The organism is Streptococcus sp. HMSC061E03 (genome assembly GCF_001813505.1).
GTDB lineage: Bacteria > Bacillota > Bacilli > Lactobacillales > Streptococcaceae > Streptococcus.
Map to the genome: position 1 here is coordinate 58,835 of NZ_KV812792.1, position 11,482 is coordinate 70,316.

The following is an 11,482-nucleotide window of genomic DNA, read 5'->3' on the forward strand; positions in this document are numbered from 1 at the left end:
AGAAAATTCCTCTTTTTTCCTAGTCAGCCTCTTATTTTTTAATTTCTTCCATGATGTAGGCTTCAATGGTATCGTCTGTCTTGATATCATTGTAGCCTTCAATCATCAATCCACCTTCACGACCATTTGTCACTTCTTTGACATCATCTTTGAAGTGTTTCAAGCTTGCAAGAGCACCGTCATATATCACGACACCGTCACGAATGACACGAACCTTGGAATCACGAGTGACCTTACCACTGAGGACCATAAATCCACCGATGGTACCCACTTTAGAGACCTTAAAGGTTTCACGAATAACTGCTTCCCCGATGACTTTCTCTTCGAACTCAGGATCCAACATACCCTTCATGGCATCTTCCATTTCTTCAATCACTTTGTAGATAATTGAGTGAAGACGGATTTCTACCTCATCAGCTTCAGCTTGTTGACGTGCTTGTGGCGTAGGGCGGACGTTAAATCCGATGATGAAGGCATTTGAAGCTTCTGCAAGGGTCACGTCTGATTCGTTGATGGCACCAACTGCTGAGTGAACGATGGTCACTTTCACACCTTCTACTTCAATCTTTTGAAGGGAAGCAGCAAGGGCTTCAACCGAACCTTGTACATCGGCTTTAATGATGACATTAACAGATTTCACTTCCCCAGCCTTCAAGGTATCAAAGAGATTTTCAAGGCTGACGCGGTTGGTTGCTTGACGTTGTTTCATCAGAGCACGTTTGGCACGTTCTTCACCCGCCGCACGCGCAGATTTTTCATCTTCGTAAACCGCGAAGTGGTCACCCGCCATTGGCGCTTCGTTCAAACCAGTGATAGAAACCGGAGTAGATGGTCCTGCAACCTTCACACGACGTCCAAGGTCATTGGTCATGGCACGGACACGTCCAAAGGTATTTCCGACAACGATTGGGTCTTGGACATTCAAGGTACCTTGTTGAACAAGGAGGGTTGCCACCGCACCTTTTCCTTTATCCAAACGTGCTTCGATAACAGTACCGATGGCACGAACAGTTGGATCTGCTTTGAGTTCTTGGATTTCAGCCACAAGAAGGACCGTTTCCAAGAGTTCATCGATATTTTGGTTGAACTTAGCTGAGATTTCTACAAACTCAGAATCACCACCCCAAGCTGTTGACATAACTCCATGCTCTGCCAATTCACCGATGACACGCTCTGGATTAGCTCCTGGTTTATCGATCTTGTTGATGGCCACAATGATTGGAACATTGGCAGCTTTTGAGTGGTTGATGGCTTCGATGGTCTGTGGCATCACCCCGTCATCTGCTGCTACAACCAAGATGGTAATATCGGTAACAGATGCACCACGCGCCCGCATAGAAGTAAAGGCCGCGTGTCCAGGTGTATCCAAGAAGGTAATCTTCTTGCCATTTTCCACGATTTGATAAGCCCCGATGTGCTGAGTGATTCCTCCCGCTTCACCTGTTGCTACACGTGAATTACGAAGGGTATCCAAAAGGGTAGTCTTCCCGTGGTCAACGTGTCCCATGATGGTGACAACTGGTGGACGCTCTACCAACTCATCTGGATTCAAATAACCATCTTCAACGAAGAAGCGTTCGATATCGGCATTGTCCACTTCAACCTTTTTCTTGGCTTCAATTCCATAATCCACCATCAAGAGTTCAATCGTATCTCCATCCAGCGATTGATTTTGAGTCGCCATGACTCCCATCATAAAGAGTTTCTTGACGATTTCAGCCGGTTCACGCTTGATGCGTTTTGCGATTTCGGCAACCGTCATTCCATCCGTATACTCAAATTCACTTGGTAATTCATGGAATTTACGCTCTGTTACTGGTTTTGGAGCATCATTACGGTTGTTCTTTCCTTTTTTATTTTTCTTATTGTTATTCCAGTTACTATTTCTCTGATTTCTCACTTGATTTTGACTATTTCGATTCCTTTGTTGTTTTCTTGGACCATCTTCTTCACGATCAAAATCATCGCGTTTCTTATCTGGTCGCGCTTGTTTCTTCCGACGTGTATCGACTTGAGCTGGAGCAGCAGCAACAGCTGGTTTTGTATGGTTCTCAACAGCTGGCTCCTGTACAGGTGCTTTCACTTCTGGTGCTTCTACCCGTTTCCGGCGCTGTTGACGTTCTTGTTCTGCTTTTGCAGCTTGTTGTTTGTAGCGATCTTCACTTCCACGTGCGTACTCAGCATTTTGTTCAGCTTTCAGTGCTGCTGCACGCGCTTTGAAATCAACTTTTGGTGCCACTTGGGGCTGTGCACCACGTCTTTGATCTGGTCGGTTATTGCGACGCTCAGAACCTTGATTTCGTTGTTCATTTCTCTCTTGTGGTCGTTGATTTCGGTTGTCACCATGACGCTGATTATCTTTGCGATCACGTTTTGGACGATTGTCTTGTTGTTTCCTACGTTCAGCCTGTTCTTTTGCACGCGCTTCTCGTTCCGCTTTAAAGTTACGACTCTTTGGTTTAGCAGCTGGCGTTACTGATTTTGTCTCAGTTGCTCCTTCTTTTTTGACAGGCGCTGCTTCTTTTTTCTCTGCGACAGCCGTTGTCTTGGCAGCCACTTCTGCTACTTTCTTTTCGACTGTTTCTTTTTTCGCTGCAAAGCTCTTGATCAACTTTTCAGCAACATCAGTATCGACACTAGATGCATGACTCTTGACGTCAAAACCTAATTCTTTCGCACGAGTGACGACTTCTTTACTTTCCTTGCCCAATTCTTTGGCAATTTCGTATAATCTTTTCTTAGACAATTGCTGTCCTCCTCTTCTATTCCATAAGAGACCTCATTTTCTTTGAAAATCCAGCATCTACAACAGCGACGACCTTACGAGAACGTCCAATTGCAGTGCTTAATTCTAGTGTTGAAAACACGGTAGATACTTGAACCTCATAATAGTGACCCTTATCTGTCACCTTTTTTGTCAGGTTACTAGCTGCATCATTTGCCAGAAAAACTAATTTTGCTTTTTCTTCCTGGATTGCTTTGATCACGAGTTCTTCTCCAGAAATGAGTTTTCCTGCTCTTTGCGCCAAACCCAACAAATTACTTATCTTTTGCTTATTCAAGGCCTAACTCTCTTCTCTTCACCTTATGATCTACATAAGCGATCAATTCATCATAGAAAGCTTCTTCCACTTCCATATTAAAGCTACGATTAAAAACTTTCTTTTTCTTAGCAAGTGCCGCTTCTTCATTGTCTAGCTTGATGTAAGCACCTCGACCATTGGCTTTGCCAGTTGGATCGATAAAGACTTGTCCTTCTTTATTTTTGACAATGCGGAGCAAATCGCGCTTATCAATAATTTCATTTGAAACGACAGATTTTCTTAAAGGGATTTTTCTTGTTTTTACCATTTTCCCTCCCTCTCTTAATCGACTTGCTCTTCGTCACTTTCTACTTGGTCTTCAAAAGTTTCCTGAGCTGCTTCCATTTCTTCGAACTCACTAGCAGATTTGATATCGATGCGGTAACCAGTCAAATGAGCTGCTAAACGAACGTTTTGACCACGACGACCAATGGCAAGAGATAATTTGTTGTCTGGGACCACAACGAGAGCATGTTTGCTATCTTCATCATCAAAAATAACTTGGTCCACTTCTGCAGGAGCGATCGCATTGTAGATAAATTCAGCTGGATCTGGAACCCATTCGATGACATCGATATTTTCTTCTGTCGGAACCATACGGTCTAATTTTTGATCGTATCGAGCTGGGTGGAACTTGCTGGTAATCTTTTTAATATTCGATCCACCACGACCAACGATAGTCCCAATCGCATCTACGTTTGGGTTATGGCTACGAACCGCAACTTTTGTACGATCTCCAGCTTCACGCGCTACACTCATAATCTCAACAGTTCCATCATAGACTTCAGGAATTTCCTGTTCCATCAAACGTTTGATCATTTCAGGGTGGCTTCGACTAACAAAGACATTGACACCACGTGGATTATCTTCTACCTTGTAGACAAATACTTCAATTCGATCATGAGATTGGAACACTTCTCCTGGAATTTGGTCTTGCTTAGACAATTGTGCTTCGATTGAACCAAGATTGACATAGATAAATCGATTGTCAAAGCGCTCCACCGTTCCACTCATGATTTCATTTTCATGTTCTTTATAAGTATTATAGGTGATGGTGCGCGTTTGCTTCCGCATTTTTTCCATGATGGTTTGTTTGGCAGATTGAGCTGCTACACGACCAAATTCAGCTGGTGCTTCTTCAAATTTGATCTTGTCACCCAACTCATAAGCAGAGCTAATGGCTAAGGCATCCTTCAAGCTGATTTCTAAACGGCTATCAAAGACTTCATCCACCACTTCACGAACCGTATAAACACGGAAATCTCCAGTTTTTTCATTGAATTCAATCGCTGCACTTTCTGATTGTCCATAACGACGGCGATAGGCTGAACGCAATGATTCTGTGACTGCTTCGATGATATCTTCTTTTTTGATCCCTTTGTCTTCTTCCAAAATGCGGAAGGCTTCTAGCATTTCTTTACTCATGTTTTTCTTGCCTCTTCTATAAAGGCATCCTTTCTTTCATTCTGTTACAATTTTACAGCCAACCTTGCTTTGGACACAAGGTTATAAGGAATATCCACTGTTTTCTTTCGTGTTTTATCCATATATTCAATGGTCAAAACATCCTCTTCAAAACCTACCAGGTTCCCCTCAAAGACCTTTTGCTTTTCAACAGCCTTGTACAAGCTGATATTGACGTACTTACCAACAGCTCCCTCGAGTGCTTCCTTGGTTTTCAAAGGTCTCTCCAAGCCAGGACTGGTGACTTCTAAAAAGTACTGTTCTGGAAATGGGTCTGGTTTGATTTGATCCAATAGCGGACTGATGATTTCTGTCAAATCCGCTGTATCATTCAGTGTGATTCCTTCTGGTTTGTCTACGAAAATGCTTAAGACGTAGTCACCACCCATTTTGCCATATTCAACATCAACCAATTCAAATGGTTCCTTTATAGCTGGCTGAATCACTTCTGTTACTAAGTCAACAATCGTTGCGATGGTTGCCACCTCCTCATAGATAAGAGGCGAAGATATTTCCCCGCCTCTCCTTTTCTATTCATTTAATGTATTATAGCACGATTTCCCAATGATTGCAAGGAATATGCTAAAACTGTGCTTCTACACGGTAAATGACCTGGCCTTTACTTGAGAACTTCTTCTCATATTCCGTCATGACATTGCCCTCAAAGTCACTAGCATGAAGGTCTAACCAGACTCCCTTCAAAGTCATTCCATATTGCGAAAAACTCACCAAACTGTATTCAAACAAACCTCGGTTGTCTGTTTTAAAGTGAATCTCCCCATGTTCTGGAAGAATTTGCTTGAAGGTGTCTAGGAAGGTCTTGTAAGTCAAGCGACGCTTCTCATGACGTTTCTTTGGCCATGGATCTGAAAAATTCAGATAGAGCTGATCAATTTCTCCATCTTCAAAATAGTTAGTCAAGCTATCCCCATCTACCCAAAGTAATTTAATATTAGGAACATCAGCTTCTAAGACCTTATCTAAAGCATAACTTAAGACTGATTTTTGAATATCAATTCCGATGTAGTTGATCTCTGGATTGGCCTTGGCCATCCCAGTAATAAAGGCCCCTTTTCCGCTACCCACTTCGATATGAATAGGATGGTCATTTCCAAAAATCTCATGCCACTTTCCCTTGGCATCTTCTGGATTTAGGACCACATATTGCGGGTTCGCTTCTAATAATTCAGTCGCTCCCTTGCGATTTCTAACTCTCATATTTCCTTTCCATATTTCAACCGGAAATTGCGCAGAGCATAGATCTCGCGATTGACATTTTCTAAATCATTGTTTTCATAGTATTTAGCAATTTGGCACAAGAAAGAATATTGACCAAACCAATAGAGTTTGTCAAAGACCTTTTGATTGTACTTGTAGCCATAATAACCTAACCAATCGCGCCAATTAGAATCTGGGATATAGTGACTCAAGATATGCGCCACATCCAACATCCTGTCAGTTAAACGAACGGAATCCCAATCGACTAGATATATCAAGCCGCTCTCTGTCTCAATCCAGTTACTATGCCGGACATCCCCGTGAACGATCGTCGCATAATCCTCCCGAAAGGCAGGCACTGTCTTACGTAAATTCTTTACGACTGATTGGATATAGTGGTTCTGACGTAGGGCAATTGGCAACCGGTTGCTCCAAGAATTGAGCAATTCTAATGGAGATTCCACAGGATAGCCAAGTTTTTTCAATTGGGTCATCAAAGGTCTAGAACGGTGCAATCTCGTTAAAATATTGACCACTTGTTTTTTTGACATCCCATTTGGCGTGAGAATTTCCCCATTCAACCATTCTTGGGCACTCATCACATTTCCATCTGGCAATCGTCGACTCCATAATAATTGAGGAGCAATCTGTTCTTTTGCTAGACCCGCAAGGATTGGGGTCGTATTCATTTTTACAAAAACGCGCCCACCATCTGGGTAGGTCCCCATGTAGGCCTTCCCACTCTTCCCAGGAATTGGGGTGAGGCTTAGCTCTTTTTCATTCGAGTCCATCTTTTCCTCCGTAAAAAGTTTCCAATCTATTTTACTAATTTTAACGATTTTCGTCAACCAAGCGCGCCATCTTAAATGGAAGATAGAGTAGGATTAAAGCAACTGTATAAGCGAATAAGCCTAACAACAGGACTTTATCTGAAATAAAGACCAGGCCAATTCCCCCTTCTATCACCGTTATCATCCCCATGACCAGCTGAATCGTTTTGTTCAACCCTGCCTTTTTACTGCCCTTTTTCATCGGAAAAAGGAGGGTCAAGGGTTGGTAATCAAAAGCACTGTAAAGCCCCAGTAATTGAAAAATAATTAAGTAATTTAGCAAGGCTACAAGCGCAATCACTACGAGAGGCTGGGGAATAAAGATGATAGCGAGAATGGAAAGAGCCAAGAGTCGTAGAGTCATAGAGAAAAGATCTCCATTCCGTAGGAAGGAGCGCATATATAAGTGCAGCCACGTATTGCCATGTGTCTTGGGAAGAAGCCCTAAGAAACCATCCAAGTAAGCTCTTCTTTTGACACTGTTGGAAATACCTTTTACCGTTGTAAACAAGGCAAAGAAACGAAGAATCAATTGTTTCCTTGCATTCTCACGAGCAATGGCCAAGTTCCAATTCAAATTTCCATCCTGGTAGAAGCGCGCTTCCTTCCAGCTAAAAACAGCCCCTTTAGCCACTCCTAAGACAAGGATATAAGCTACAATAGCAAGTTTATCCAGCCCCGTTGCCAGAAGAAGAGGCACAAATAATAGAAGGACAAAACTTTGAATCAAAAACCAAAACACAAAAGACTTCTTGGCCTGCCCTTTGATATAACGTTTCACTTCCTCTTCCTTTACCAAAAGGAATAAAGCATCGGGCTTCTCTAAGTAGGTCGCAATAGAGCCTATCGGAACCAAGAGGAGCAAACCAATCATGAGACTCCAGCGGATCAGGCTTGTATCTTTGGGGAGATCTTGTAAGAATTGGCTGTATTGAACCGCCAAAAATCCTATGAAAATCAGCATAAAGAGGACGAAATGATCATTGAGAACATAGCGGCTATATTTTACACATTGAGTTCGAAACGTTTCTTGCCGTTTTTTCATCAACTCTTTCATGCTGTTTCCTCTTCTGTCAAGGTCATGTAGATATCATTTAGACTTGCTTTCTCATCCCCAAAAGTTGAACGCAGCTCGTCCAAGGTCCCTTTTGCTCGGATCTGCCCTTTATGGAGGATCACAAAACCATCACACATCTTTTCAGCCGAATCCAGTACGTGGGTACTCATCAAAATCGATTTTCCTTTTGCTTTCTCATCGGCCAATAACTGAATCAAATCTGCAATTGCAACAGGATCCAATCCCAAAAAGGGTTCATCGACAATATAAAGACTTGGATCCACTGCATAGGCGCAAATAATCATGACCTTTTGCTTCATCCCTTTTGAAAACTGGGTCGGGAACCAATCTAATTTTTCAGCCAAACGAAATCGTTCCAACAAAGGCTGGACGCGCACCATGACCTGCTCCATGTCTAAATCATAGGCCATAGCTACGGTCTCGATATGCTCTCTCAAGGTTAATTCTTCATATAGACTAGGGGTTTCTGGAATATAACCAATTTTCTTGCGGTATTCCGTTGGAGCTTCTGGCAGACTCAAGCCGTCAATCCGTACTTCACCAGCATAAGGATGCAGGAGACCAATAATTTCATTAATCGTGGTTGACTTCCCAGCTCCATTAAGTCCAATCAAACCAATCAGTTGGCCATCCGGAACTGAAAAACTCACCTCTTTCAGGACAGGGATGTTGACATAGCCCCCTGTCAACTTGTTGATTTCTAACATATTTTCTCCGATTTCTGGTATAATGTTCTTATATTATAACAAAATTTAGTCTAAATGAGGTGTATTTATGGTTGACGATTGTATTTTTTGTAAGATTATAGCTGGCGACATTCCTTCCTCCAAAGTCTATGAGGACGAGGAAGTCCTCGCATTTTTGGACATCTCTCAGGTTACACCAGGTCATACGTTAGTGGTTCCAAAAAAACACGCTCGCAACCTCTTAGAGATGGACGAAACCGCCACAGCTCAACTATTTGCACGTGTTTCTAAAGTTGCTAAAAAAGTAGAAGCTGCTACCCAAGCTAAGGGAATGAATATCATCAGCAACATGGAAGAAGTTTCTGGACAAACCGTATTTCACACACATGTCCACATTATCCCTCGCTATTCCGATCAAGATGAGCTTGCCATTTCATTTACTGAACACGAGCCTAATTTTGAACAACTAGCAGTTCTCGCAGAAACCATCAAAAACAGTTAAAAAGGAGGCCATATGAAACTCAAAAATCTCTTTTGGTTTGCAACAGGAGCTAGCATTAGCTACCACCTAGTAAAAAACCGCAAAGAAATTAAAACAGAGGTGACTGAATCCAGCCAATTGGTCAAGGGAATTCAAGATAACCTAGCAAAAATCCAACGCAATCTGGATATTATCCAAGACCAAAAGACCAATCTTCAAGAATTGGTAACGGATTTCCAATACAAGACCAAACTATTTAGTCAACAAGCAACAGCCTCTCTAAAAGAAATTCAAGACATCTGGCAACCAAATAAAAACGATTGAGAAAACTCAATCGTTTTTTTCTTATTCTGAAGGTACCGTAGGTGTCACACTGCTCGACTCTGTAGCTGCAGGAGCAACTGGTGTCACTGGTGCAACAGAACTTTGAGGCGTCACCACTCCCGTATCCTGGGTTGATGGTACAACTGGTAATTGATTAAACTCTTGGTAAACAGGTGCTTCCCCAGATGCTGGAGCTGGATTTTCAGTTTGAGAAGAAGTATTCTTCAACTCTTCATCTCCATCTAATAGGTAAGCATTGGTTTTCAATGTTTTAATTTCTTTCATCCCCAAAGCTTTGCGGATGATATTTTGAATTTTCAAGAGATGTTTTGAAGTGACAATCTGATAACTTCCGCCATCTGCTAAGGTGGCATCTTCTCCTTTCAGCTGGTACTGATGAATCGTTGAAAGGGCATCTTTATATCCTAACAATTGAAGAAGACTATTACTGTCAAGCGCTATGTTGGTTTGCATATTGTCACTAACAGACTCAATGATTCCTTTGTAGTGACTCAAACTATTGAGGCTTAAAACTTTCTCAACAATCTTTTTGATCACTTCACGTTGGCGTTTTTGACGTCCGTAGTCTCCTTCTGGGTCTTGGTAGCGCATGCGTGAATAAACGAGAGCTTGGTCCCCATTAATCTCCTGACGTCCTGGTGCGATCTTAGCCGTATATTCTGGCTCATTTTCCTCGATCGAGATATCGAAGTCAAATGGATTGTTGACTGTGATGCCACCAACCTTATCCACTAATTGAACCAGCCCCTTCATATTGATCATGACATAGCGGTCAATATGGATATTCAAAAGATCTTGAATGGTCTTAATGGCTAACTTGGCACCACCTTGAGCATAAGCCGAATTCAATTTTGCTTGGACCGTTTCGCCATCTGAAGTAATATTGGTTAGGATATCTCTTTCCAAGCTAGTCATGGTTGTTTCTTTTGTTTGAGGATTAACAGTCACCAAAATCATAGTATCACTATTTCCGGCCCAAGGATCTTCCCGAGAACCGCTACCTGTATCAACCCCCATCAAAAGGATGGTCATCGGCTTGTTTTCTGCAATGACATTGGTCTCATTTCCAAAGCCTTTATAGGTCTTACTGAGAGTCCCAGTCGTTTGGTTTAGGATGGTAAGGCCATAAGCCCCAATCCCAATCACTGTTACCGTCAATAAGCTCAAAAACATTAAAATAATTTTTTTAACCATATAGAATCTCTCTCTAATCTATCAGTTTCCCCATAAGGTAAACATCTAAGAATTCTCCTTCAGCTGAACAAGCTCCACGAGCTTGGCAACCTTCGATCTCAAAACCTAACTTTTTATACAGGTGAACCGCCCGTTCATTGCGCACTTGGACATTCAAGACTAGTTTGCGAAGAACACCGGTCGAGTGCGCCCACTCGATCCCTTCTTCCAACAAGATCTGTCCAAGTCCTTGATTCCAATAAGCTTTTTGAACCACAATAAAGACATCACCAATATGCTGAATGGACCGTTGAGAAGCTGCAGTGATATTTAACAAAGCTGCCAGTTCCTGATCTAGAAATAGCAAGAGGCAAATCCTGTTTTCCGCCATCTCTTGCACCATCAGAAATTGCTCCATGTCTGCTGGAGACATGCCAATTCCAGCTTCATCTAGCGTCATGTAATCTGACTCTTTCCCAACTTGATTTAAGAAATCAACGACAAGAGCCGCGTCTGCACTGTCAGCTTGCCGAATTTCTACTGTCACTTCCTTTTCCTTAGTCATCGGTTTTTTCCACCTGCTCAAAGGATGCTAGTAAAGCTTCTGCACGCGCTCCATGAGCTTGAAAAGCTAACTCTCGCCCATCTTCTAATTTTCGGATAAAAATTTTTAGATAAGCATCCGAAAGACTCGGCTCAATCAGCTCTCCCCATTCAATAATGGTAGCACCATCTCCAAATAGAAAATCATCTAAATCAATAGAATCTGGATCATTCCCAATCCGGTAAACATCCAAATGGTATAAAGGCAAGCGACCTTCGTATTCACGAACAATGGTATAGGTCGGGCTTTTAATCATCTGATCAATCCCTAACCCCTTTGCAATTCCTTTGGTAAAGGTCGTTTTTCCTGCTCCTAGATCACCTGATAAAATGATCACGTCTTGCTTTTCTAAGAGTTTTCCTAGCTGTTTTCCTAGAGCGATCAGCTCCGTTTCATTGTGACTAATCATTTCTCTATTATACCAAACTTTTTAAAAATCTGCTCTTTCTTTTAGAAATTGTTCGACTCAGGTTTGCTTTTTAGATAGATAGACAAACTATTTTAAAGTAAAATAAGTTAA

At 42.0% G+C, this 11,482-nt stretch carries 13 protein-coding genes and 2 pseudogenes; 2 read left to right on the top strand and 13 right to left on the bottom strand.

Annotation, left to right across the window (positions count from 1 at the left end):
• Positions 1-31 precede the first annotated feature (31 nt).
• The 10 genes and pseudogenes from infB to HMPREF2917_RS07605 form a co-directional block, all read right to left on the bottom strand.
• Positions 32-2,527 (bottom strand): annotated as a pseudogene (gene infB, locus HMPREF2917_RS07565) (translation initiation factor IF-2); the annotation flags it as partial.
• A gap of 95 nt (positions 2,528-2,622) precedes the next feature.
• Positions 2,623-2,746: pseudogene (locus HMPREF2917_RS11875) on the bottom strand (translation initiation factor IF-2 N-terminal domain-containing protein); the annotation flags it as partial.
• A 16-nt stretch (positions 2,747-2,762) separates the two neighbouring features.
• On the bottom strand, positions 2,763-3,062 hold the full coding sequence (locus HMPREF2917_RS07570) for a YlxQ-related RNA-binding protein (protein ID WP_045760253.1): 300 nt from the start codon (positions 3,060-3,062) through the stop codon (positions 2,763-2,765).
• Positions 3,055-3,351: an RNase P modulator RnpM gene (rnpM, locus tag HMPREF2917_RS07575; protein ID WP_003010401.1), complete on the bottom strand. Its 297-nt coding sequence runs from the start codon at positions 3,349-3,351 to the stop codon at positions 3,055-3,057. Before rnpM ends, HMPREF2917_RS07570 begins: the two co-directional genes overlap by 8 nt.
• A gap of 14 nt (positions 3,352-3,365) precedes the next feature.
• The gene (gene nusA, locus HMPREF2917_RS07580) at positions 3,366-4,508 is read right to left on the bottom strand and encodes a transcription termination factor NusA (protein WP_031575236.1); all 1,143 of its coding nucleotides are present in this window, start codon (positions 4,506-4,508) and stop codon (positions 3,366-3,368) included.
• 44 nt (positions 4,509-4,552) lie between these two features.
• A complete protein-coding gene (rimP, locus tag HMPREF2917_RS07585; protein ID WP_003003953.1) occupies positions 4,553-5,032 on the bottom strand; it encodes a ribosome maturation factor RimP in 480 nt (159 codons plus the stop codon).
• Positions 5,033-5,129: 97 nt separating this feature from the next.
• The gene (gene trmB / locus HMPREF2917_RS07590) at positions 5,130-5,765 is read right to left on the bottom strand and encodes a tRNA (guanosine(46)-N7)-methyltransferase TrmB (RefSeq protein ID WP_024056398.1); all 636 of its coding nucleotides are present in this window, start codon (positions 5,763-5,765) and stop codon (positions 5,130-5,132) included.
• Positions 5,762-6,556: a cell cycle regulator CcrZ gene (gene ccrZ, locus HMPREF2917_RS07595; RefSeq protein WP_003003852.1), complete on the bottom strand. Its 795-nt coding sequence runs from the start codon at positions 6,554-6,556 to the stop codon at positions 5,762-5,764. Before ccrZ ends, trmB begins: the two co-directional genes overlap by 4 nt.
• A 40-nt stretch (positions 6,557-6,596) precedes the next feature.
• Positions 6,597-7,652 (bottom strand): ABC transporter permease, encoded by a 1,056-nt coding sequence (locus tag HMPREF2917_RS07600; RefSeq protein WP_049505947.1) that lies wholly within the window; start codon positions 7,650-7,652, stop codon positions 6,597-6,599.
• Positions 7,649-8,380 carry an ABC transporter ATP-binding protein gene (locus HMPREF2917_RS07605; RefSeq protein ID WP_070589996.1) on the bottom strand — a complete coding sequence of 244 codons (732 nt, stop codon included), beginning with the start codon at positions 8,378-8,380 and terminating at the stop codon, positions 7,649-7,651. Before HMPREF2917_RS07605 ends, HMPREF2917_RS07600 begins: the two co-directional genes overlap by 4 nt.
• 67 nt (positions 8,381-8,447) lie before the next feature.
• Here HMPREF2917_RS07605 and HMPREF2917_RS07610 point away from each other — a divergent pair, with 67 nt between their 5' ends.
• Together HMPREF2917_RS07610 and HMPREF2917_RS07615 are read left to right on the top strand one after the other, a co-directional pair.
• The gene (locus HMPREF2917_RS07610; protein WP_003012582.1) at positions 8,448-8,861 is read left to right on the top strand and encodes an HIT family protein; all 414 of its coding nucleotides are present in this window, start codon (positions 8,448-8,450) and stop codon (positions 8,859-8,861) included.
• A 12-nt stretch (positions 8,862-8,873) separates the two neighbouring features.
• The gene (locus HMPREF2917_RS07615) at positions 8,874-9,164 is read left to right on the top strand and encodes a hypothetical protein (protein WP_070589999.1); all 291 of its coding nucleotides are present in this window, start codon (positions 8,874-8,876) and stop codon (positions 9,162-9,164) included.
• A 21-nt stretch (positions 9,165-9,185) separates the two neighbouring features.
• Here HMPREF2917_RS07615 and HMPREF2917_RS07620 read toward each other — a convergent pair whose 3' ends face one another.
• Genes HMPREF2917_RS07620 through tsaE form a run of 3 tightly spaced genes read right to left on the bottom strand, consistent with a single transcriptional unit; the run spans position 9,186 to position 11,371 of the window.
• Positions 9,186-10,379: a glycopolymer--peptidoglycan transferase LytR gene (locus tag HMPREF2917_RS07620; RefSeq protein WP_070590001.1), complete on the bottom strand. Its 1,194-nt coding sequence runs from the start codon at positions 10,377-10,379 to the stop codon at positions 9,186-9,188.
• A gap of 13 nt (positions 10,380-10,392) precedes the next feature.
• Positions 10,393-10,923 carry a GNAT family N-acetyltransferase gene (locus tag HMPREF2917_RS07625; RefSeq protein WP_049474383.1) on the bottom strand — a complete coding sequence of 177 codons (531 nt, stop codon included), beginning with the start codon at positions 10,921-10,923 and terminating at the stop codon, positions 10,393-10,395.
• Positions 10,916-11,371, bottom strand: coding sequence for a tRNA (adenosine(37)-N6)-threonylcarbamoyltransferase complex ATPase subunit type 1 TsaE (gene tsaE / locus HMPREF2917_RS07630; protein WP_049505954.1), 456 nt, complete (start codon positions 11,369-11,371; stop codon positions 10,916-10,918). Before tsaE ends, HMPREF2917_RS07625 begins: the two co-directional genes overlap by 8 nt.
• Between the last annotated feature and the right edge of the window lie 111 nt (positions 11,372-11,482).

What these genes read in the sequence shown, in the direction of transcription:
- rnpM (WP_003010401.1), bottom strand. Translation starts at nt 3,351, where the DNA reads ATGGTAAAAACAAGAAAAATCCCTTTAAGAAAATCTGTCGTTTCAAAT.
- nusA (WP_031575236.1), bottom strand. Translation starts at nt 4,508, where the DNA reads ATGAGTAAAGAAATGCTAGAAGCCTTCCGCATTTTGGAAGAAGACAAA.
- trmB (WP_024056398.1), bottom strand. Translation starts at nt 5,765, where the DNA reads ATGAGAGTTAGAAATCGCAAGGGAGCGACTGAATTATTAGAAGCGAAC.
- ccrZ (WP_003003852.1), bottom strand. Translation starts at nt 6,556, where the DNA reads ATGGACTCGAATGAAAAAGAGCTAAGCCTCACCCCAATTCCTGGGAAG.
- HMPREF2917_RS07600 (WP_049505947.1), bottom strand. Translation starts at nt 7,652, where the DNA reads ATGAAAGAGTTGATGAAAAAACGGCAAGAAACGTTTCGAACTCAATGT.
- HMPREF2917_RS07605 (WP_070589996.1), bottom strand. Translation starts at nt 8,380, where the DNA reads ATGTTAGAAATCAACAAGTTGACAGGGGGCTATGTCAACATCCCTGTC.
- HMPREF2917_RS07610 (WP_003012582.1), top strand. Translation starts at nt 8,448, where the DNA reads ATGGTTGACGATTGTATTTTTTGTAAGATTATAGCTGGCGACATTCCT.
- HMPREF2917_RS07615 (WP_070589999.1), top strand. Translation starts at nt 8,874, where the DNA reads ATGAAACTCAAAAATCTCTTTTGGTTTGCAACAGGAGCTAGCATTAGC.
- HMPREF2917_RS07620 (WP_070590001.1), bottom strand. Translation starts at nt 10,379, where the DNA reads ATGGTTAAAAAAATTATTTTAATGTTTTTGAGCTTATTGACGGTAACA.
- HMPREF2917_RS07625 (WP_049474383.1), bottom strand. Translation starts at nt 10,923, where the DNA reads ATGACTAAGGAAAAGGAAGTGACAGTAGAAATTCGGCAAGCTGACAGT.
- tsaE (WP_049505954.1), bottom strand. Translation starts at nt 11,371, where the DNA reads ATGATTAGTCACAATGAAACGGAGCTGATCGCTCTAGGAAAACAGCTA.